The sequence below is a fragment of the Streptomyces sp. NPDC005141 genome (assembly GCF_053599975.1).
The window spans coordinates 77,608-99,037 of record NZ_JBSFYW010000006.1; the positions used below are offsets into that span (position 1 = coordinate 77,608).

General features: G+C 71.6%; 19 protein-coding genes and 1 tRNA gene. 11 read left to right on the top strand and 9 right to left on the bottom strand.

Going from position 1 to position 21,430, the window contains the following annotated elements; genetic code table 11:
* The first annotated feature begins 348 nt into the window (after positions 1-348).
* A complete protein-coding gene (locus ACWD68_RS06925) occupies positions 349-636 on the top strand; it encodes a hypothetical protein (protein WP_451805426.1) in 288 nt (95 codons plus the stop codon).
* Between the two features lie 168 nt (positions 637-804).
* Here ACWD68_RS06925 and ACWD68_RS06930 read toward each other — a convergent pair whose 3' ends face one another.
* Both ACWD68_RS06930 and ACWD68_RS06935 read right to left on the bottom strand, forming a co-directional pair.
* A complete protein-coding gene (locus tag ACWD68_RS06930; RefSeq protein WP_451805427.1) occupies positions 805-1,509 on the bottom strand; it encodes an RDD family protein in 705 nt (234 codons plus the stop codon).
* A gap of 63 nt (positions 1,510-1,572) precedes the next feature.
* Positions 1,573-3,267 (bottom strand): RDD family protein, encoded by a 1,695-nt coding sequence (locus ACWD68_RS06935; protein WP_451805428.1) that lies wholly within the window; start codon positions 3,265-3,267, stop codon positions 1,573-1,575.
* 279 nt (positions 3,268-3,546) lie between these two features.
* Between ACWD68_RS06935 and ACWD68_RS06940 the strand changes: the two genes are divergently transcribed.
* Entirely contained in the window at positions 3,547-4,059 is a 513-nt protein-coding gene (locus ACWD68_RS06940) for an SsgA family sporulation/cell division regulator (protein ID WP_451805429.1), read from the top strand.
* A gap of 29 nt (positions 4,060-4,088) precedes the next feature.
* Here ACWD68_RS06940 and ACWD68_RS06945 read toward each other — a convergent pair whose 3' ends face one another.
* Positions 4,089-5,495 (bottom strand): FAD-binding oxidoreductase, encoded by a 1,407-nt coding sequence (locus ACWD68_RS06945; protein WP_451805430.1) that lies wholly within the window; start codon positions 5,493-5,495, stop codon positions 4,089-4,091.
* Positions 5,496-5,587: 92 nt separating this feature from the next.
* On the opposite strand from ACWD68_RS06945, the gene ACWD68_RS06950 reads away from it, so the two are divergent.
* Complete coding sequence (locus ACWD68_RS06950) at positions 5,588-7,216, top strand: tetratricopeptide repeat protein (protein WP_451805431.1); 1,629 nt, start codon at positions 5,588-5,590, stop codon at positions 7,214-7,216.
* A gap of 180 nt (positions 7,217-7,396) precedes the next feature.
* On the opposite strand, the gene hppD is transcribed toward ACWD68_RS06950, so the two are convergent.
* A complete protein-coding gene (gene hppD / locus ACWD68_RS06955) occupies positions 7,397-8,542 on the bottom strand; it encodes a 4-hydroxyphenylpyruvate dioxygenase (protein WP_451805432.1) in 1,146 nt (381 codons plus the stop codon).
* A 122-nt stretch (positions 8,543-8,664) separates the two neighbouring features.
* Here hppD and ACWD68_RS06960 point away from each other — a divergent pair, with 122 nt between their 5' ends.
* The 7 genes from ACWD68_RS06960 (at position 8,665) to ACWD68_RS06990 (ending at position 14,008) form a co-directional block, all read left to right on the top strand.
* Positions 8,665-9,135 (top strand): Lrp/AsnC family transcriptional regulator, encoded by a 471-nt coding sequence (locus ACWD68_RS06960; RefSeq protein WP_266765705.1) that lies wholly within the window; start codon positions 8,665-8,667, stop codon positions 9,133-9,135.
* A 28-nt stretch (positions 9,136-9,163) separates the two neighbouring features.
* On the top strand, positions 9,164-9,811 hold the full coding sequence (locus tag ACWD68_RS06965) for an ABC transporter permease (RefSeq protein WP_451805433.1): 648 nt from the start codon (positions 9,164-9,166) through the stop codon (positions 9,809-9,811).
* Entirely contained in the window at positions 9,804-11,093 is a 1,290-nt protein-coding gene (locus ACWD68_RS06970; protein WP_451805434.1) for a betaine/proline/choline family ABC transporter ATP-binding protein, read from the top strand. The genes ACWD68_RS06965 and ACWD68_RS06970 overlap by 8 nt, the downstream gene beginning before the upstream one ends.
* Positions 11,090-11,956 carry an ABC transporter permease gene (locus ACWD68_RS06975; RefSeq protein ID WP_451805435.1) on the top strand — a complete coding sequence of 289 codons (867 nt, stop codon included), beginning with the start codon at positions 11,090-11,092 and terminating at the stop codon, positions 11,954-11,956. The genes ACWD68_RS06970 and ACWD68_RS06975 overlap by 4 nt, the downstream gene beginning before the upstream one ends.
* The gene (locus ACWD68_RS06980; protein ID WP_451805436.1) at positions 11,953-12,921 is read left to right on the top strand and encodes a glycine betaine ABC transporter substrate-binding protein; all 969 of its coding nucleotides are present in this window, start codon (positions 11,953-11,955) and stop codon (positions 12,919-12,921) included. The genes ACWD68_RS06975 and ACWD68_RS06980 overlap by 4 nt, the downstream gene beginning before the upstream one ends.
* Before the next feature lie 177 nt (positions 12,922-13,098).
* On the top strand, positions 13,099-13,734 hold the full coding sequence (locus tag ACWD68_RS06985; protein ID WP_451805437.1) for an ArsR/SmtB family transcription factor: 636 nt from the start codon (positions 13,099-13,101) through the stop codon (positions 13,732-13,734).
* Between the two features lie 88 nt (positions 13,735-13,822).
* Positions 13,823-14,008: a hypothetical protein gene (locus ACWD68_RS06990; RefSeq protein ID WP_451805438.1), complete on the top strand. Its 186-nt coding sequence runs from the start codon at positions 13,823-13,825 to the stop codon at positions 14,006-14,008.
* Positions 14,009-14,024: 16 nt separating this feature from the next.
* Here the strand turns inward: ACWD68_RS06990 and ACWD68_RS06995 are convergent, their stop codons facing one another.
* The 4 genes from ACWD68_RS06995 to ACWD68_RS07010 all read right to left on the bottom strand — a co-directional run bounded on the left by ACWD68_RS06995 (position 14,025) and on the right by ACWD68_RS07010 (position 19,756).
* Positions 14,025-14,813, bottom strand: coding sequence for a S16 family serine protease (locus ACWD68_RS06995; protein ID WP_451805439.1), 789 nt, complete (start codon positions 14,811-14,813; stop codon positions 14,025-14,027).
* 261 nt (positions 14,814-15,074) lie between these two features.
* On the bottom strand, positions 15,075-15,716 hold the full coding sequence (locus ACWD68_RS07000; RefSeq protein WP_351122686.1) for an IclR family transcriptional regulator: 642 nt from the start codon (positions 15,714-15,716) through the stop codon (positions 15,075-15,077).
* A 519-nt stretch (positions 15,717-16,235) separates the two neighbouring features.
* Positions 16,236-18,038, bottom strand: coding sequence for a DEAD/DEAH box helicase (locus ACWD68_RS07005; protein WP_451805440.1), 1,803 nt, complete (start codon positions 18,036-18,038; stop codon positions 16,236-16,238).
* Between the two features lie 293 nt (positions 18,039-18,331).
* Complete coding sequence (locus ACWD68_RS07010; RefSeq protein ID WP_451805441.1) at positions 18,332-19,756, bottom strand: MFS transporter; 1,425 nt, start codon at positions 19,754-19,756, stop codon at positions 18,332-18,334.
* A gap of 317 nt (positions 19,757-20,073) precedes the next feature.
* Between ACWD68_RS07010 and ACWD68_RS07015 the strand changes: the two genes are divergently transcribed.
* Positions 20,074-20,145, top strand: a tRNA-Cys gene (locus ACWD68_RS07015).
* A gap of 56 nt (positions 20,146-20,201) precedes the next feature.
* Here the strand turns inward: ACWD68_RS07015 and ACWD68_RS07020 are convergent.
* Entirely contained in the window at positions 20,202-21,374 is a 1,173-nt protein-coding gene (locus ACWD68_RS07020) for an SUKH-4 family immunity protein (RefSeq protein WP_451805442.1), read from the bottom strand.
* Positions 21,375-21,430: the final 56 nt, after the last annotated feature.

Sequence of the window (21,430 nt, forward strand, 5' to 3'; positions counted from 1 at the left end):
CCGAGTTACCAAAGAAAAAACAGATCTTGACTTGAACCTGGCAAGTGCATTATGCGGAGCCTCCGTTCGCTATCCGGACACCGCCGAAACCTCTCAACGGGCGCGCTCGAACGTCCACTTGATGGACGCGATGACTCCGTGCGCCCCCTGTGCACCGGCACCGTGGGTAAGGTCACGCTTACCGGTCGTTCCAGTCGGGCATGCAGGCGAATAGAGTCGATTGGCGAAGCGTCGGAAGTCGGCGAAAAGCCAAGTCGACACCGTTGTCTCACCCCCGATTTCTATCCGCACCCTCCCCCATCGCGAGAGGCCCCGGGGGGAGAACCCCCATCCGAGGACACGATTGCCATGCCTCGTCCGACCGCCGCACAGCTCGTCTACGGTTCCTGCACCGTGATCTTCTCCACTCTCGCCATGCTGCTGCTGTCACAGACGAGTTCGAGCCTGGGGATCGTGCTGATCACCCTCTCGGCGCTCGCTCTCGGGCTGCTCGTGGCCATGACGGTCCCGCTGCCGAAGCCCGCGCCGTCCGCCCCCGCTCCCCTCGTCCGCGAGCGGGTACCGGTGCGGTTCGAGACCGCGTCCGTCTCCGTCTCCTCCGCACCCGAGCCGGTACGCGAACCCGCGGGTCCCTGAAGCCGCGCACGCGAGCCTGCGGCCCCCAGTGCCCTTTCGGACCGGTGGACTGCCGGCACCCAGGACGCCGCGACCTCGGCGCACGCATCGCTCCGACCTCGTGCACCAAGGGCGGGTCCGTGCATCACGGGCCCGCCATTCGTCCGTGCGCCGTCGCCGCCTGGCCGGTCATCCTCTGGAGTCGACCACGACCGTCTTGGCCGCCTTGTCGTGCAGGCCCTGCTTGTAGGGCTTGTCGAAGAAGCTCCAGCCACCCGCGATCGCCGTCCAGACGCAGGCGCAGCAGAACGCGAACGGGATCCACAGGACCAGGGCACGGACCAGGGAGGTCTGCACGGAGGGTGTCGAGCCGTTGTCGAGGTTGGCGACCCGGTGGTTGAACAGTCTCTTGCCGAGGGTCTGGCCGGACTTGCTGATCATCACGGTGTCGTAGGCGACGTAGAGCACCGCGGCCACCAGGGACTGCCCGAACCCCTTGCCGTACTCGATCTTGTCCGAGTCCACGTTGAACTCGGTGACCCCGAACGCCCAGGACAGCAGCCACACCACGATGCCCACCAGGATCATGTCCAGGATCCTGGCCAGCACCCGCTTCCCGCTCTCCGCGAGCGGCGGCATCCCGGCGAGCGGATCGCCGCCGTACGGACCGCCGCCGCCGTAGGGGTCACCGCCCCCGCCGTAGGGGCCGCCGCCTCCGGACGGGGGTGACTGACCGCCGAACGGGGGCGGCTGACTGCCGTAGGGAGGGGTCTGACCGCCGGGGGGCGGCGGGTCGTACGGGGAACCCCCGCCCTCGGCGGGCGGGGGCTTCTTCTTGAACGGGTCGTCGTCCGGTGGCTGGCCGGGGCCCGGGGGCGGCGGTTCGCTGCTCATGGCCCGAGTCGACCGCGAACCCCCCGCATCCGCATCCGGCGAAGGGCCGTCCGGGGGACGGGATTACCGCTCCGAGGCCGCCACGAACGTGTGGGCCGCCTTGTCGTGCCAGCACTGACGCCAGGGCTTGTCGAACAGGCACCACAGGACACCGACGACTCCGACGAGCAGGAGACCCGGAACGCTGTAGACGAGCCAGCGGCCCAGGGCCCGTCCGAAGGCCGGCGGTTCGTGACCCTCTATGTCGCGCACCTCGACGCCGCACAGCTTCTTGCCCAGTGTGCGGCCCCACTTGGCGGTGGGCAGAACGTCGTAGAGGACACCGAAGAGGAGCAGTGCGGCGAGGATGACGCCGAAACAGGTGGCGGTCGTTCCGTCGAGCAGCCAGACGGTGACCTTCTCGCCCGACAGTTCGGCCGCGTCGATCTTCTCGTTGATGTGGTCGACCGCCCTGGCGCCAAGCGGCACGGCGGCCGCCGCAGTGAAACCGGCGAGGACGACGGTGTCCACCAGCCGGGCGGCCAGCCGTCGGCCGAGGCCGGCCGGACGGGCCGCCGAGTGCCGGCGAGCGGCCGCCTGGAACACGTCGTCGACCGGCGGCTTCCACGGCGGGACCCGCTGCCCCTCCTCGGCCGGGTCACCCGCGAGCCGGTGCACCTGCTGGGCCCAGGAGGGCTGGCCACCGCCGACTCCGGAAGCCATGGGCGTGGAGCCGCCGGACTGCTGGGGGACGGCGGGAGCGGGAGCGGCCTGCGCCTGCGCGGCGGACGCCTGGCCAGCCGGCGCCTGGGCTGCCTGCCCGGCTCCGAAGCCGCCTCCGGCCGACGCGGCGGACGGACCGGTCGCCGCCGACGCACCGGACGTGGCGGGTGCGCCCGGCGAAGCCGCCGCCGGACCCGTGCCCCCGCCGCGCGCCCCGCTCTGCTGCTCCGTGCGCGGGGAGAGCGCAGGGAAATCCGGGGCGCCCCCGGAAGGGACGGGGTTCTGGGCGCCCGGGGTGGCGGTGGGGTGTCCGGCGCCGGACACCCCGGCACCCACGGCGACCCCGGCCCCGCTCCGGCCGTCGGCTCCGCCCGAACCCGCGTCGCCCGTACCGCTCACACCTCCCGTACCGCCCGCTTCCGCCGCGCTCTCCGATCCCGTGGGCGGCACCGGTCCCGTGGGGCGGCGGAAGACCACGGGCCCTCCGGACGCCGGGGGCCGGGGGCCGCCGGCGTCGGCGGGGTCGGTGGGCGGGATCGTCGCCGTACCGTCCGTGCGCGACGCCGCCCCGTCGGGCCGGCTCACCGCGTCGGCGGGCTGCGCCGCGCGCGCGACGCGCGGGTCGGGTCCCTGCGGCGGCGGCGCCCCCCAGGACACCCGGCGGTCCTGGTCGCCGCCGAAGCCGGACTGCTGGGAGCGGTCTGCGCCCCACGCGGCGGCGGGCTCGGGCCGGCTGCCGTGCTGGGCCTCGGCCGGGGTGGCGCGGCGGGGCTGCGGATCCTCGTCGAAGAAGTGCGGGCCCGTCTCCTCCGCCGCGGGGGCGCCGCCCTGTCCGCGGGCCGCCGAGAACTCGGGGGAGGTCGTCGGAGCGGGCACATGCGCGGGGCGGGCGCCGGCCGGCGGGGCGAGCGCCTCGCCGCCCGACGGCGCCGGGCGGCTCGTGCCCGGCACCCAGGCGGCACCGTTCCAGTACCGGACATATCCAGGAATGGAGGGATCCGGGTAATACCCTTCGCGGGGCCTGTCGTCACCGGGGGCCGGGGTTGGGGCGCTCATGTCCGTCGTCCCGTATCTGCTCGGGGGTCTGATTGAGGGTCCACATCTACCAGACCGGCGCACGCGTCACGGCCGGTCCCGCGGTACCCACCCCTTTCGGGCAAGGTTCCGCCCCCTCTTGCGAGCGGACTTCCGAGGCTGTGCGCGGTGTGCCCGAAGGAGGGACGGAACAGACCCGAAAGAATTCTCCGAACCCGCGTAATGGTTCCGCCGCGAGGCGCTCTCCACTCGTACGGGCGCGCCCACAGGAGCCCGTACGACGAAAGGAAGCGCATCGACATGCACACCGTGGTGGAACGCGAGTTGGAGCTCAACCTCGTCCTGTCGCCCGAGCGCAGCATCCCTGTGCCGGCGCGCCTCAGTTACCGCACCGACGACCCGTACGCCGTCCACATCACCTTCCACATCGGCTCCGACCATCCCGTCAACTGGACCTTCGCCCGTGAACTGCTCGTCGAGGGGGTGTTCCGGCCGTGCGGCCACGGCGATGTGCGGGTGTGGCCGACGAAGGTCGCCGGACGGGGCGTCGTCCTGATGGCGCTGAGCTCGCCGGACGGCGACGCGCTGCTCGAAGCGCCGACCACACAGATCTCGGCCTGGCTGGAGCGCACGCTCAGGGCGGTCCCCCCGGGCTCCGAGGCCGATCAGCTCGGCATCGACGCCGGCCTGGCCGAGCTGCTCGCGCCGTCCCCGCGGCTCTCGCCCTCGCTGGATCAGGGGGGATCCCCGTCGCCCGACGACCTGTGGCTGCGCGACCCGTGGCCGTCGGACGAGTCCGCGGACGGTGAGTAGCCCTGGAGCCGGTGGGCGGCCCTGGAGTCTCAGAACAGCTTGCCCGGGTTCAGGATGCCCAGCGGGTCGAACGCCGCCTTGATCGCCCGCTGCATCTCCACGCCCACCGGGCCGATCTCGCGGGCCAGCCACTCCTTCTTCAGGACGCCCACGCCGTGCTCGCCGGTGATCGTGCCGCCGAGTTCCAGGCCGAGGGCCATGATCTCGTCGAAGGACTCGCGGGCCCGCCGGGACTCGTCGGGGTCGGTCGCGTCGAAGCAGACGGTGGGGTGCGTGTTGCCGTCGCCCGCGTGCGCGCAGACGCCGATGGTCAGGGCGTACTTCTCGGCGACGCGCTCGATGCCGTCGAGCATGTCGCCGAGCCGGGAGCGCGGCACGCACACGTCGTCGATCATCGTGGTGCCCTTGACCGCCTCGAGTGCGGTGAGCGACAACCGCCGCGCCTGGAGGAGGAGTTCGGACTCGGCCGCGTCCTCGGCCGGCACCACCTGTGTCGCGCCCGCGGCCTCGCAGAGCGCGCCCACCGCGGCGAGGTCCGCCACCGGGTCGTGGGTGTCGAAGGCGGCGAGCAGGAGCGCCTCGGTGGTCTCCGGGAGGCCCATGTGCGCGAGGTCGTTGACGGCCTTGACGGTCGTACGGTCCATCAGTTCGAGGAGGGACGGCACATGGCCGCCCTCCATGATCCGGCAGACGGCGTCGCACGCGGCCCGCGCCGACCCGAACTCGGCTGCCAGGACCAGCTGTTGGGGCGGCTGCGGGCGCAGCGCCAGGATCGCCCGTACGACGATGCCGAGCGAGCCCTCGGAGCCCACGAAGAGGCGGGTGAGGTCGTATCCGGCGACGCCCTTGGCGGTGCGGCGCCCGGTGGACATCAGACGCCCGTCGGCGAGGACGACGTCCAGGCCGAGGACGTACTCGGCCGTCACCCCGTACTTCACGCAGCACAGACCGCCGGAGGCCGTGCCGATGTTGCCGCCGATGGTGCACGTCTCCCAGCTGGAGGGGTCCGGCGGGTAGTACAGGCCGTGCTCGCCCACGGCGCGGGAGAGCGCGGCGTTGATGACGCCGGGTTCGACGACGGCGATGCGGTCGACCGGATTGATCTCCAGGATGCGGTCCATCTTCACCAGGGACAGCACGACGCAGCCGTCGGAGGCGTTCGCCGCTCCGGACAGGCCGGTGCGGGCGCCCTGCGGGACGACCGGGACACGCAGTTCGGTCGCGACGCGCATGATGTGCTGGACCTGCTCGACGGTGCGCGGCAGGACGACCACGGAGGGCGTGCCTGCCTCGCAGAAGCTCGCCATGTCGTTGGCGTAGGAGGCCGTGACGTCCGGGTCGGTGAGGACGGCCTCGTCCGGCAGGCCGCTGCGCAGACGGTCCAGAAGGTTGCCGGTCGCTTCGTCGCGCGGGGCTTCGATACGGCTCATGATCACAGCGTCGCACTCGGGGCCATCGGTGTGAACCCCATCCGCGCGAGGCTTGGCCTGCCGGGGTGCGGTCTTCGTATTGACGCACAGTGAGCGGCATGGAGATCGAACAGCGACAGCCGGTGCCCGCCGGGTCCGGGCCCGGGGAGCCCGCCGGCCCGCAGTCCCCGGAGCCCTCCGGTCCGCGCCGCTCCCCGCTCGGCCGGCGGGCGCTGATCGGCGCGGTCGCCGGCTGCGCCGTGCTCGGCGGCCTGCTGGTGCTGCTGCCCTCGCTGGGGCGGGACGGGGCGGCGCGGCCCGCCCCGGGTCCGGTGGCCCGGGCGGTGACCGCCGTGGGCTCCGGGGTGCCGGCCGCGCTGCCCGATCTCGAGGCCCTCATCGACGACCACGAGGGCCATCTGCGGGCGCATCCGCGCGACGACCGGGCGTGGGCGGTGCTCGGCGTCGCGTACACGGAGCAGGCGCGGCGGACGGCGGCGGCGGCCGCGTACTACCCGAAGGCCGAGAAGGCGCTGCGCACCTCGCTGCGGGTGCGGCCGAAGGCCAATGCGGAGGCGCTGGACGGTCTCGCCGGTCTGGCCGCCGCGCGACGTGACTTCCGGGCCGCGAAGGAGTGGGGCGAGGCGGCGGTGAAGCTGGCGCCGAAGCGGTGGACGACGTATCCGTCGCTCATCGACGCGTACACCGGGCTCGGTGACCACAAGGCCACGCTCAGGGCCCTCGACAAGCTGCTCGCCCTGCGTTCCGGGCCGGCGGCACGGGCTGTGGCGTCGCGCGTGTACCGGGACCGCGGCCGGCGTGAGGACGCCGCGGCGGCGATCTCGGACGCGGCGGCGGGTGCGGCGACCCCGTCCGAGCGGGCGGTGTTCCTCCAGCAGGCCGGTGACCTCGCGTGGGAACGCGGCGACCTCCGGGAGTCGCTGGACTACTACCGGGCCGCGGTGAACACCGACGCCGACGAGCACGGCGCGCTCGCCGGGCAGGGGCGCGCGCTGGCGGCGCTCGGGCGCACCTCGGAGGCGCTGCGCGCGTACCGGGCGGCGCTCGCCAAGCGGCCCGCGCCGCGTTACGCGCTGGAGCTGGGCGAGCTGTACGAGAAGCTGAGGCTCGGCGGGGCCGCGCGCGTGCAGTACGACCTGGTGCGGGAGCTGGTGCAGCGCGATGCCGCCGCGGGTGTGGACGACGAGCTGATCCTCGGGGTGTTCGAGGCGGACCACGGTGATCCGCAGGCCGCGGTGCGAGCGCTGCGCACGGAGTGGCAGCGGCACCCCGGCATCGCGGTGGCGGACGCTCTGGGCTGGGCGCTGCACCGCGCCGGGGACGACGCGGCGGCGCTGAAGTTCGCCGAGCGGGCCATGGACAAGGAGCACGGGGGCGAGGTGCGGAGCGCGTTGTACGCGTATCACCGGGGGCAGATCGAGCGGGACCTGGGGCGGTCCGGACCGGCCCGCCGTCACCTCGCCGAGGCGTTGCGGATCAACCCGAATTTCTCGCCGCTGCTGGCTCCCGCGGCCCGGGAGGCCCTGGCGGCGCTGGGCGAGCCACCCGCGAAGGGCCTGCCGGAGCCGTCGGAGAAGCCGGACGGTTCCGAGGAGTCCGGGGACGCCGGGGACTCGGAGCGGTCCGGGCGGTCCGGGCAGTCCGAGGAATCGGCGGGGACGACGGGCGCGGCGGGGGCGGCGGGATCGTCGTCGCCACCCCGGCCCGGCTCTCCCCGTCCGGGGTGACTCGCCGGCCGCGCCGGAGCCGCCCCGGGCGTCCGCTCCGAGGCCTTCCGCGGCGCGGTGGGACGCCGCGGCACGCGTCTTCGGTGACCGCCGGAACAGACGTGTCCGTTGGACGCCGCCGGGGCGTCCACCGGACACGCGAGGCCCAACCGGCCCTCAGGACTTGCCCGTTGTACGGGGTCAGAGGTTGCCGCGCTTCTCCTGCTCGCGCTCGATCGCCTCGAACAGGGCCTTGAAGTTGCCCTTGCCGAAGCCCATCGAGCCGTGGCGCTCGATCATCTCGAAGAAGACGGTCGGACGGTCCTGGACCGGCTTGGTGAAGATCTGGAGCAGATAGCCGTCCTCGTCGCGGTCGACGAGGATCTTCAGCTCGCGCAGGGTGTCGACGGGGACGCGGGTGTCGCCGGCCCACTCGCCGAGCGTGTCGTAGTACGAGTCGGGGGTGTCGAGGAACTGGACACCGGCCGCGCGCATGGTGCGTACGGTCGCGACGATGTCGTTCGTGTTCAGGGCGATGTGCTGGACGCCCGCGCCGCCGTAGAACTCCAGGTACTCGTCGATCTGGGACTTCTTCTTGGCGATGGCGGGCTCGTTGATCGGGAACTTGACCTTGAGCGTGCCGTCGGCGACGACCTTCGACATCAGCGCGCTGTACTCGGTCGCGATGTCGTCGCCCACGAACTCCTTCATGTTCGTGAAGCCCATGACCTTGTTGTAGAAGCCGACCCACTCGTTCATCCGGCCGAGCTCGACGTTGCCGACGCAGTGGTCGATGGCCTGGAAGGTGCGCTGGGCCGGCGGCTCGACGATCGGCGCGGCGGCCACGTACCCGGGCAGGTAGGGGCCGTCGTAGCCGGTCCGCTCCACGAGCGTGTGGCGGGTCTTGCCGTACGTGGCGATCGCGGCGAGGACGACCGTGCCGTTCTCGTCCTTGAGCTCGTACGGCTCGGCGATCGAGCGGGCGCCGTGCTCGACGGCGTACGCGTACGCGGCGCGCGCGTCCGGGACCTCGATGGCGAGGTCGACGACGCCGTCGCCGTGCTCCGCCACGTGCTCGGCCAGGAAGTGGCCCCAGGTGGTGGCGGGCTTGATCACGGACGTGAGGACGAAGCGCGCCGAGCCGTTCTCGAGGACGTACGACGCCGTCTCGCGGCTGCCGTTCTCCGGTCCGGAGTAGGCGACGAGCCGCATGCCGAAGGCCGTGGAGTAGTAGTGCGCGGCCTGCTTGGCGTTGCCGACGGCGAAGACGACCGCGTCCATTCCCTTGACCGGGAAGGGGTCGGCCTGCCGGGCGGTGTCGGGAGTGTGGTGTGTGGTCTGCGTCATGGCCGCAGGCTCCCTCCGTTCCGCAAGGTGCGCAATAGTTCGCGTATCGACTGAACAATGTGTGCAGCAAAAGGCCGGTGGCGGCGGACTTTCTGTACATGATGACCATCTCGGAGGTCCGCATGGCGATCGATCATCTGGACGGGCGGCTGCTGGTGCTGCTGGCGAAGGAGCCGCGCATCGGGGTGCTGGAGATGTCGCGGCGGCTCGGGGTCGCGCGGGGAACGGTGCAGGCCCGGCTGGACCGCCTTCAGTCGAACGGAGTCATCCGGGGCTTCGGTCCGCAGGTCGACCCGACGGCGCTCGGATATCCGGTCACGGCGTTCGCCACGCTCCAGATCCGACAGGGGCAAGGCGCGGATGTACGGGCCCACTTGGCGACCGTGCCCGAGGTCCTGGAGCTGCACACGACCACCGGCAGCGGGGACATGCTCTGCCGGCTGGTGGCCCGCTCGAACGCCGATCTCCAACGTGTGATCGACCGGGTTGTCGGTTTTGATGGCATCGTCCGGGCCTCCACGGCGATCGTCATGGAGAACCCGGTTCCGCTGCGGATCATCCCGCTCGTGGAACAGGCGGCGACCGAGCACTGAACCGATGAGCTGAGCGGGGTGACGTGGCGTGAACTTCTGGGAGTACCTGAGCAGCCGCCACGAACAGCTGCTCACGGACGCCTACCAGCACGCCAGCGCGGTGTTCCAGTGCATGGTCGTGGCGACCCTCATCGGCGTGCTGATCGGCGTCGTCACCTACCGCAGCGACTGGGCGGGCAACCTCGCCACCACGACGACCTCGGCCATTCTGACCATTCCCTCGCTCGCCATGATCGGTCTGCTGATCCCGATCGTGGGCCTGGGCGTTCCGCCGACGGTGATCGCCCTGACGCTGTACGGGCTGCTGCCGATCGTGCGGAACTCGATCGTCGGCCTGCGCGGCGTCGATCCCTCGCTGGTCGACGCGGCCACCGGTATCGGTATGTCGCGGATGGCCCGGCTGGTGCGGGTCGAACTGCCGCTGGCCTGGCCGCCGATCCTGACCGGCATCCGGATCTCCACCCAGATGCTGATGGGCATCGCGGCGATCGCGGCCTACGCCTCCGGGCCCGGCCTCGGCAACGAGATCTTCCGCGGCATCAGCTCGCTGGGCAGCAAGAACGCGCTCAACCAGGTGCTCGCCGGCACGGTCGGAATCATCATCCTCGCGCTGCTCTTCGACGCCGCGTACGTCCTGATCGGCCGGCTGACCATCCCGAGGGGGATCCGTGCCTGAGACCGCCGAGACCACCGAGCACCCCGAGGGCACCGCGGCCGGGGGCGCGTCGTCCACCACGGGCGCCACGATCGTGCTGGAGAACCTCACCAAGCGCTACCCCGGCAGCCGCGACGCCGCCGTGGACAGCGTCAACATGGAGATCAAGGCGGGCGAGCTCGTCGTCTTCGTCGGCCCGTCCGGCTGCGGCAAGTCGACCACCCTGAAAATGATCAATCGCCTGATCGAGCCGAGCGGCGGCCGCATCCGGATCGGCGGCGAGGACGTCACCGACATGGACCCGGTGAAACTGCGCCGCAAGGTCGGGTACGCGATCCAGTCGTCCGGGCTCTTCCCGCACATGACCGTCGCCCAGAACATCGCGCTCGTGCCGAAGATGACCGGCTGGCCGAAGGCGCGGGTCAAGGCGCGGGTCGAGGAGATGCTGGACCTGGTCGGGCTGGACCCCGGCGAGTTCCAGGGCCGTTATCCGCGCCAGCTCTCCGGCGGTCAGCAGCAGCGCGTGGGAGTGGCGCGGGCGCTGGCCGCGGACCCGCCCGTCCTGCTCATGGACGAACCGTTCGGAGCGGTGGACCCGATCACCCGCGACCACCTCCAGGACGAGCTGATCCGGCTCCAGCACGAGCTGCACAAGACGATCGTCTTCGTCACCCACGACTTCGACGAGGCCATCAAACTCGGAGACCGGATCGCGGTGCTGCGCGAGCACTCGCACATCGCGCAGTTCGACACCCCGGAGGCGATCCTCACCAACCCGGCCGACGACTTCGTGTCGGGTTTCGTGGGGGCGGGCGCCGCGCTGAAGCGGCTCAACCTCAGCCGCGTACGGGATGTGGAGATCACCGACTATCCGACGGTCACCGTCGACGATCCGCTCCAGGAGATCTTCGGCAAGCTCCGTTCCAGCGGCACGAACGAGATCCTGCTGCTCGACAAGCGGGGCCGGCCGTACAAGTGGCTGCGGCGCGGCGATCTGATGCGGGCCAAGGGCTCGCTCGCGCGGGCGGGCACGCTGGTTCACGACACGGTGACGCGGGACGCCACCCTGCGGGACGCCCTGGAAGCGGTGCTCACGGACAACTCGGGCCGGGTCCCGGTCACCGGGCGGCGCGGTGAGTACACCGGGGTCGTCGACATGGAGACCCTGATGAACTCCGTGCACGAACTCCTGGAGGCCGACCGGCTGGAGGCCATCGAGCACCAGCACGAGCTGGAGGAGGCGCGCGCCCACCAGACCCAGTTCGAGCAGGAGGGCGTCGACGGCGGGGAGGCGAAGGCGTGAGCACGCCGCCGACGGCCCGGCGCCCCGAGGGCGAGCACGAGGTCAAGGGGGTCGCCTTCCGCGACGACAGCGGCGGTGACGGCGAGGGCGAGCGGGAAGCGCCGCCGCCGCACGCGCCCCCGAGGCGCCGGATCAGCTGGCAGAAGCTGACCTTCCTGCCCGCCCTGCTGATCGCTCTGCTGCTGGCCACCTGGATCTGGTTCCAGCAGGCGGACCTCGACGCGATCTCCAAGAACGCCCTGTCGAACGGCCAGGTGTCCAAGGCCCTGTGGCAGCACATCCAGCTGACGGTGATCTCCACGTTCTTCGTGCTGATCATCGCCATCCCGCTGGGCATCCTGCTGACCCGCAAGGCGTTCAGAAAGCTCACCCCGATCGCGATGACGATCGCCAACATGGGCCAGGCGACCCCGGCGATCGGCCTGCTGGCCCTTCTCGTGATCTGGCTCGGCACCGGCGAGAAGTCGGCTCTGATCGGCATCACGATCTACGCGATCCTGCCGGTCCTCTCCAACACCATCGCCGGTCTGAACGCCAACGACCCGACCCTGCTGGAGGCGGCACGCGGCATCGGCATGTCGGCGCTGGGCGTGCTCAGCCGCGTCGAACTGCCGCTGGCCGTACCGCTGATCCTCGCGGGTGTTCGTACGGCGCTGGTCCTGAACGTGGGCACCGCGACCCTCGCCACCTTCGGCGGAGGCGGCGGCCTCGGCGTGCTCATCACCACCGGCATCACCACCCAGCGCATGCCGGTCCTGGTCCTCGGCGCCATTCTCACGGTGGCGCTCGCGCTCCTTGTCGACTGGCTGGCGTCGCTGGCGGAACTGCTGCTGAGGCCGCGCGGGCTGGAGGTGGGGACATGAGGAGGACCCGCGTCCACACGGCGCTGGCCGGCGTTCTCGTCCTGGCGTCCGCGTGCGGGCTGACCAGCGGCTCCCCGATGACCGACGACGTCAAGCCCGGCACGATCGGGCGGGGCGAGCCGCTCAAGGGGGCCAGCCTCACGGTCGCGTCCAAGGAGTTCACCGAACAGCTGATCCTCGGCGCGATCATGGGCATCGCCTTCCAGGCGGCCGGCGCCCAGGTGCTCGACCGCACCGGCATCCAGGGGTCGATCGGCGCCCGCGAGGCGGTCAAGAACGGTGACGCGGACGCCATGTACGAGTACACGGGCACCGCGTGGATCACCTACCTCGGCAACAGCGAGCCGATCCCGGATCCGATGAAGCAGTGGCAGGCCGTGCACGACGCCGACCCGAAGAACGGGGTCACCTGGCTGCCGCCGTCCACCCTCAACAACACCTACGCGCTCGCCATGAACCAGGCCAACTTCAAGAAGTACGGCACGAAGACGCTGTCCGACGTGGCCGCGCTGTCGAAGTCGGACCCGGGCGCGGTCACCCTGTGCGTGGAGAGCGAGTTCGCCAACCGCGCCGACGGACTGCCGGGCATGGAGAAGGCGTACGGGATGGACATCCCCGCGAAGAACATCACGCAGATGGACACCGGGATCATCTACACGCAGGTGGCGAAGGGGAGTTGCACGTACGGGGAGGTGTTCACCACCGACGGGCGCATCAAGTCGATGAACCTGGAGGTGATGCAGGACGACAAGAAGTTCTTCCCCAATTACAACGCGGCGCCCGTGATCAACTCCAAGGCCCTGAAGAAGTATCCGCAGATCGCCGAGGTCATCGAGCCGGTGACGAAGAGGCTGAACAACACGGTGGCGCAGGAGCTGAACGCCAAGGTGGATGTTCAGGGCCAGGACCCGCACGAGGTGGCACTGGACTGGATGACGGAGGAGGGCTTCGTGACGCAGGACTGATCCGGCGAGCAGAGCGGTCCGCGGCCGGTCCGTCGGGTACGGCCGGCCCGGTGAACCTGGACGGCCCGGTGAACCTGGACGGCCCGGTGAACCTGGACAGTCCGGTGAGTCCGGTCCAAAGAAGTAGTTGCAAAGAAACCGTTGCAAGAGGTTCTTTGCAACGTTATCTTTGTACGCATGACGGAGCAGCCCCCGGAACCCGCGCACCCACCGCAGCCACCCCTGCCGCCCGAGCCGCCCGAGCCCCCACGGCACCGCCGCCTCGACGCCCGCTCACTGCGCGGCCTCGCCCACCCCCTGCGCATGGAACTGCTGAGCACCCTGCGCCGGAGGGGGCCGGCCACCGCGTCGATGCTCGCCGAGCGGCTGGGCGAGTCCAGCGGAGCGACCAGCTACCACCTGCGGCAGCTCGCCACGCACGGCTTCGTCGAGGACGCCCCCGAGCGGGGCAAGGGGCGGGAGCGCTGGTGGCAGGCGGCCCACCAGGGTCTGGGCTTCGACGAGGAACTGCTCAAGGACCCGGACCCGTCGGTGCGCGGAGCGGCCGACATGTTCTTGCACGAGGTCGCCACCACCCACGCCCGCGAGCTGTCGACCTGGCTCGGCACCCGCGACGACTGGTCCGAGAGCTGGACCCGCGCCACCGACATGAGCGACTTCACGATGCGTCTGACGCCGGCGCAGTCCCGGGAACTCATCCAGAAGATGCACGACCTGCTCGACAGCTACTGCGCCGTCGAACGCCCCGAGGACGACCCCGAGGCGGCGCAGGTGCGCTTTCACACGCACGTGTTCCCGCAGGCCTCCGACTGACCCGGCCGGTTCGGGTCCGGCCCGCTCAAGTGACACGACTCGCACGACCACTCGGCTCGCCAGATCACATCGAAGAGAGGTCACCCTGATGCACCCGGACACCCATCTCCAGCTCCACCACCTGCGTGCCGCCGACCTGCGCGCCGAGGCGGACGCCTACCGGCTCACGGCCGAGACCGGGAACCCCCGCCGGCTGCGCGCCCGCGTCGGCTGGACCCTCGTGGAGGTCGGCCTCCGGCTGGCCTCCGCGCCGAAGGCGGCCGCCGTGTTCTAGTGCCTGCGGACAGGTCCTAGCAGCTCGGAACCGAGCCCTTGCCCTTCTCCAGAGTCACCAGCGCGTCCACCGCGCCCTGAAGCGTGGTCACCGGGATCAGCCGGAGCCCCTTCGGCAGCTCCGACTTCGCGTCCGAGCACTCCGCCTTCGGAACCAGGAACACCGTCGCGCCGTCGCGGCGGGCCGCCTGGGTCTTGAGGGCGACACCACCGACCGCGCCGACCTTGCCGTCGGCGTCGATCGTCCCCGTCCCCGCGACGACACGGCCGCCCGTGAGGTCGCCGCCGCTGCCGTCGCCGTCCAGCTTGTCGACGATGCCGAGCGAGAAGAGCAGTCCCGCGCTCGGTCCGCCGACGTCGGCGAGCTTGAGCGTGACCTTGACGTCGCCCTTCTCGTGCAGGTAGCCGAGGGCCGCCTCGGTGGCGGTGTCCTGGGACTTCTTCATCTCGTTCGCGTTGTGCTGCTCGATCTCCTTGACGCTGCCGCCGCTCGGGTAGACCGAGTCACGGGGCATCACGGCCTTGTCCGCGGCGAACCAGCCCTTGAGCACGTCACCGAGGGAGACGTCCGCGTCCGGGCCGGTGGCCTCGATCGTCGTCATCCGCAGCTGACCGCTGGTGTCCCGGACGGGCGCACCCATGATCGTGATCACCGGGTCGCCCTTGTTCTCGCCGAGGACGTTCGCCGTCAGGCCGGGCTGCGCCAGGGAGAACGGCAGCGGCGCGAACACCGCAGTGGCGAGCAGAGCCACGACGGGGAGAGCGCAGACGGCGACGGCCTTGGGGCGCGTGAGGCGAGAGAGCACGGGGTCAATCTAACGTCACCGCCCGTCGAGCCCTCCGTACAGGTCCCGCCGGGCGGTCCGGACACCCAGCGGTATGAAGGTCGGCGTCAATGTGGATCGGCACCACGTGGTCGGCACCACCTGGTCGGCACCATGCGGCTTGGCTTCATACGGGTCGGCGTCATGTGGGTCGGTGCCATGTGGGTCGGTGCCATGGCGCTCGGTCACGTGGGGCTGAGACACGGGGCCAGAGGCCCTGTCCGGCCGGGCCCGGCCCCGCGGTCAGCGCAGGGCGTCCGCGACCTCCCGGGCCGCGTCGACCACGCGCGGTCCGACCCGCTCGGGCACGGCGTCCGCCAGCATGACGACTCCCACGCTGCCCTCGACCCCCGTCACCCCGATCAGCGGTGCCGCGGCCCCGCTCGCGCCCGCCTCCAGCTCCCCGTGGGTGAGCGTGTACCCGGGCTCCCCCACCGGCGCCTGCCGGGCGGCGAGGATCGCGCGGCCCGCGGCCCCCCGGTCCAGGGGATGCCGGAAACCGGCGCGATAGGCCACGTGATAGTCCGTCCACGTCGGCTCGACCACGGCGACGGCGAGCGCCTCCGTCCCGTCGACCAGCGTCAGATGAGCCGTCGCCCCTATGTCCTCGGCCAGCGCTCGCAGTGCGGGCAGCGCGGCCTCCCGTACCAGCGGATGCACCTGGCTGCCCAGGCGCAGCACACCGAGCCCGACCCGGGCACGGCCGCCCAGATCACGGCGTACGAGGGCGTGCTGCTCCAGCGTGGCGAGCAACCGGTACACCACGGTCCGGTTGACGCCCAGTTTGTTCGAAAGCTCAGTGACGGTCAGCCCGTGATCCGTGTCGGCGAGCAACTTGAGGACGCGCAGTCCCCGGTCGAGCGTCTGAGAGGTCTCCGCGGTCACGACGCCCACTCCTTAGTGGTGAGGTCGACGGCCCCCTCGCGGCGGATGCGTCACCGAGTCCCGTCGGCGACGCGCTTCAGAGGCCGCCGGTCGGCCGGCGACCCGGGCTCTTCCCGGGTCGCAGTCGCTTCACGGCTGCGCTCCGCGGCGGCGCTGCCACGGGGCGTGTGCGTAGCGGGACAGTAGCGAGCCGGTCCGCTCAGCGGAAGCCTCCGTCCAGAATCCGGGCATGAGCTGGTACGGAGTGATTCCGTTTGTCCCAGAACGCGGGGCGCGCGCCACACGGCGTACACCGCTCATGCACGCAGCGCACAGGCCACGGTGCGCGCCTCCCCGAAGGGATCGCGCCCCCTCGGTACGGGTTCGGCACCCCGTGCCACGGGTTCCGGATACCACCGGCTTGTGAGGTAACCGGTTCCCCATGTCACTCCGGCCGGTGGTCTCCCCGGCCCACGGCGCGGTCCCGGAAACGGCCGCCTTCCCGGAGCCGCCGCATCCGGATGTCACGACGTCCGGACGTCACCGCATCCGGGTGGCCCACTCCTGCACCTTGGCGATCCGCTGACGGAGCTGTCCCGCCGTCGCCTCCGCGCTCGGCGGGCCTCCGCAGACGCGTCGCAGCTCGGTGTGGATCACGCCGTGCGGCTTGCCGCTCTGGTGGACGTACGCGCCGACCATGGTGTTGAGCTGCTTGCGCAGTTCCAGCATCTCCTTGTGGGAGACGACGGGGCGGCGCTCGGCGGGGAGCTCGAGAAGGTCCGCCTCCTCGTCCGGCTTCTTGCGGCTGTGCGCGATCTGCCGGGCCTGCCGCTTCTGGAGCAGCAGCTGCACCTGGTCGGGTTCGAGGAGCCCGGGGATACCGAGGTAGTCCTGCTCCTCCGCGCTCCCCGGGTGGGCCTGCATGCCGAACTCGGCTCCGTCGTAGAGGACCCGGTCGAAGACGGCCTCGGACTCCAGCGCCTCGAAGGAGAACTGCTCCTGCTCACCGGTGTCCTCGTCCTGCTCCTTGTTCGCCTTCTCCATCTCCTTCTCGGACTCGGCGTACGGGTCCTCCTCGCCGTCCTTCTTGGGCTTGTCGAGGGCGTGGTCGCGCTCGACTTCCATCTCGTTGGCGAAGGTGAGGAGGTCGGGGACGGTCGGCAGGAACACGGACGCGGTCTCGCCGCGCCTGCGGGAGCGCACGAAACGGCCGACGGCCTGCGCGAAGAAGAGGGGCGTCGAGATGGTGGTGGCGTACACGCCGACGGCCAGGCGCGGTACGTCGACGCCCTCGGACACCATGCGGACGGCGACCATCCACCGGTCCTCGCTCGCGGCGAAGTCGTCGATGCGCTTCGAGGCGCCGGTGTCGTCGGACAGGACGACGGTGGCCTTGGTGCCGGTGATCTCGCGGATCAGCTTGGCGTAGGCGCGGGCCGAGTCCTGGTCGGTGGCGATGACGAGAGCCCCGGCGTCCGGGATGCCCTTGCGTACCTCGGTGAGCCGCCGGTCGGCCGCGCGCAGCACGCTCGGCATCCATTCGCCGCGCGGGTCGAGCGCGGTGCGCCACGCCTGGCTGATGGCGTCCTTGGTCATCGGCTCGCCGAGCCGGGCGGCGATCTCGTCGCCCGCCTTGGTGCGCCAGCGCATGTTGCCGCTGTAGGAGAGGAAGATGACGGGCCGCACGACGCCGTCGCCGAGGGCGGACCCGTAGCCGTACGTGTAGTCGGCGGAGGACCGGCGGATGCCGTCCCTTCCCTCCTCGTACGTGACGAAGGGGATGGGGTTGGTGTCGGAGCGGAACGGCGTACCCGTGAGCGCGAGCCGGCGGGTGGCGGGCTCGAACGCCTCCAGGCAGGCCTCGCCCCAGGACTTGCTGTCACCGGCGTGGTGGATCTCGTCGAGGATCACGAGGGTCTTGCGCTGCTCGGAGCGGTTGCGGTGCAGCATCGGCCGCACACCGACGCCGGCGTACGTCACGGCGACGCCGTGGTACTCCTTGCTGAGCGGCCCGGCGCTGTACTCGGGATCCAGCTTGATCCCTATCCGCGCGGCCGCCTCGGCCCACTGCTTCTTCAGGTGCTCGGTCGGCGCGACCACGGTCACCTGCTGCACGACGTGGTGGTGCAGCAGCCAGGACGCGAGCGTCAGCGCGAACGTCGTCTTGCCGGCGCCGGGGGTGGCGACGGCCAGGAAGTCGCGCGGCTGCTCCTGGATGTACCTCTCCATCGCCCCCTGCTGCCAGGCACGCAGCTTGTTGGCGGTGCCCCAGGGGGCGCGGCCGGGGAAGGCGGGCGAGAGGTGATGCGAGTGCGAGGAGGCGCTGGCGGCGGTGGTAGTCACGGTCTCCGGTCTGGGTGTCGAATGGGAGCGTCCGGGTCCACGCGCGGCGCGTCAGCGGTGACGGGAGACGGGCGGGCGGCTCGGCTACGTATGACAACCGGGCCACCCTACCGGCGCCCGGCTCGTGCCGACGTGCGGACGAGGCCGGGTCACCGGCGGATGGGATTGAGGTCACATCGCCTCGTGCGGCGACCCCGGACGCGCGGCGATCCAGGTCGCGCACGGTGATCCGCGTCCGCTCCCCGCTCGCCGGCTCGGCCAGGTCCAGGACCCGGAGGTCACCGTCGTACCACCTACGGCTCCCGCAGCCGTGTGGTCACCCACGCCCCCACCAGCGCCACCGCGGCCATCGGCAGGAACACCGCGGCGAAGGCGGCCGGGTGGGCGCTGTGGGCGCCGGAGGCCGTGTGAGCCACCGCGCCGCCGCCCAGGGCCGCGAAGGCGGCTCCGCCCACGGCGAGCAGCAGCACGTTGGAGAGGGCGTCGGAGATCTGGAGGGCAGCCGAGTTGCTGCCGGCCTCCTCGGGGGCCGAGAGGTGGAGCAGCAGCACACTCGTCGAGGCGATCACCAGGCCCATCCCGAAGCAGCCGAACCCCCAGGCGACGGCGACGGTCCACACCGGCACGGCGGGGATCAGCACGCTCGGAGCGGTCGCGACGGCCGCCGCGACCAGCAGCATGCCGAAGAACATCAGACGTTCCCGGTACGGCTCCACACGCGGCCGTGCCTGCACCCAGGAGCCCAGCGCCCAGGTGCCGCCGCCGACCGCGAGGGAGAGTCCGGCGAGCGTCGGCGACAGCCCCCGCTGGGTGACCAGCATGAGCGGCACGAAGGACTCGGCGGAGATGAAGGCGCCGGCGGCGACCCCGCGCAGCAGCACCACGGACGGCAGGCCGCGCGCCGCACGCCATGTGCCGTGCGGCAGCAGTCCGCGCACGGCCGGGACGAGCAGCGCGGCACCGGCCGCGGCGGGAACGAGGGAGAGCGGGCGCAGATCCTGGGCGGCGTACTGGAGCAGGCCCGCACCCAGGGCGATCCCGAACGCCAGCCGGATGCGCCGCCGGTCCAGCGGCGCGCGGTCGCCCGCCCCCGCCTGTCCAGACGCCCGCCGCCGTATCTGGGGCAGCGCGAGCGCGAGCGGAACGCCGACGAGCGCCGGAATCCCGATGAACACCCAGCGCCAGCCGAGATGCTCGGTGATCGCACCCGCCGCGAGAGGTCCCACCACGGACGGCACCACCCAGGCCGCCGCGAACGCCGCCATGATCGCGGGCCGCAGCCGCTCCGGGTAGGCCCGCCCGACGACGACGTACAACGCGACGATGACGAGCCCGCCGCCGAGCCCCTGGACGGCCCGCCCGAGGATGAACACCCACATGCCGCCGGCCGTCCCGGACAGCAGCAGCCCCGCCGCGAACGCGCCGATGCCCGAGGCCAGCGAGGCCAGCGGCCCGTCGCGGTCGGACCACTGCCCGGCGAGCACCATCCCGAACAGGCTCGTCGTGAAGTACCCGGAGAACGCGAACGCGTACAGGGCGACCCCGTCGAGCTCCCGGGCGGCGACGGGCATCGCGGTCCCCACGGCGGTCGCCTCGAACGCGATCACCAGCACCACGGACACGATGCCGACGCTGAGAGCCCGGTACGGCCGGCTCAGCACCCCGCCCTCCCGCTCGGACGAGGCCGTCGCGACATCGTGTGCTTCCACTGCTGTCATGGCCGTCAGCGTAAGGTCCGCAGCCCGCGCTGACTCCTGTCCGAAGACGGTGATCAACCGGTCCTTTGGTCGTACGACCACTCCCCCGGTCCCCGACCCGACCTCCTCTCGAGCCGCGCCCGACCACACCCCTGGTCCACGCCCGACCGCGCCCCGATCTCCGGCACGACCTCCTCCGATCCGGCCGCCCCGTGGTTCATGAACGGCGTGTGGCAGTCGCGTTGCGGCGGCTCCGGAACCCTTGAGCGCGCCCCCCGCACCCCCCTACATTCGATCTATCAGGTTCGGAACGAGTGAGCCGTGCCGCACCTGAGAACGGCCGTGTGCCCGAGTGGTTCAGGGACTCGCCTGCAAAGCGAGTTACGCGGGTTCAATTCCCGCCACGGCCTCCGACGCCTGAGCAGGCGGAACGGGAAGGCGGCACCCCCTGGGGGTGCCGCCTTCTTCATCGTCGGGCGTAGAGGGTGCCGCCCGTCTGGTCCTCGAATATCTCCGGCCAGTAGCGCCGGCCGTCGTCGCCCGGGAGGGACGGGGTGGGGTCGCAGGCGGCGGGGTCGACGGTGGCGAGGGTCTCGGTCAGCGTGGCGGCGAGCTGTCCGTAGGAGTCGCTGAGGCCGTGGGCCGCGTCCACCGCCTTCTCCCGGTGGAGGAGCCACAGGGTGAACGCGAGGGTGGAGATGTCCGCGTTGAGCGGGCGCAGGGTGAGGTCCGGCTCGCTCCAGGCGAGCACCGCTCCCGTGACGCCGTCCACGACCAGGCTCGTGTCCTCCAGGAGGTAGCCGAGGCGGATCAGGCGGTCGGCGGCGGCCGGGAGCAGTCCGGCGGAGAACTCGTCGGGGCGCTCGTCCGCGTAGTACTCGGTGAGGGCCGGCAGCGGCACCTCCGTGTCCAGCTGGAAGAGGAAGCCGTCCTCGGGCAGGCCTGTCTCCCGGAGGAAGCGGCGGGTCGGCTCGTGCGTCAGCGCGGGCGGGAAGTCGACGTCCTCGAAGCGCATGATCTCGCCCGCGCCGAACTCCTCGTCCAGCAGCCGCTCGGGCAGGCCGAGGACGAGCCCTTCACCGGGTCCGGCGATCCGGGCGAGCGGGCGGATCAGCGCCGCCATCCGCCAGTACGGCGGCACGTGCCCGCCCACGCCGTCCTCGAAGACGGCGCTCAGCCGGTCCGACACCTCCGCGACCGTCTTCGGGCCGAACGGGCCCGGCCCGCCTCGGGAGAGGGTCAGTTCCTCGGTGGCCGCGGCGAAGCGCAGCAGGGCCTCCAGGGAGGGCGCCAGGGGCGAGAGGTCCAGGTGGGCGGGGTTCCGCTGGACGTGCGTCGAGGAGACCTCGCCCGTCGCCCCGTCCAGCACGATCGACTCCAGGTCCCGGTCCAGGCTGCGCAGCGCCCCGATGACGAGCTGGTCGCGCAGCTCCTCGGCGAGCTTGTCGGCGTCGCCCGCCAGGTCGGCGACGGTGCGCAGGCCGTGCTCCCGCAGCGCCCCGAACCCGAGGAGCGTGCCGTCGCCGGGCAGTCCGGAGCCGGTGAGGCGGTCCCGCGTGCCCGCGTGCGTGATGAACGGATCCAGCTCGTCGTCGGTCAGCGTGATCGCGCCGCCGACATCGGTGTCAGTCGTACTCATGGCTCCCCCGCGCATGTGAACGCATTGTGCTTCCCCCACGGGGGAACGGCCGGTCG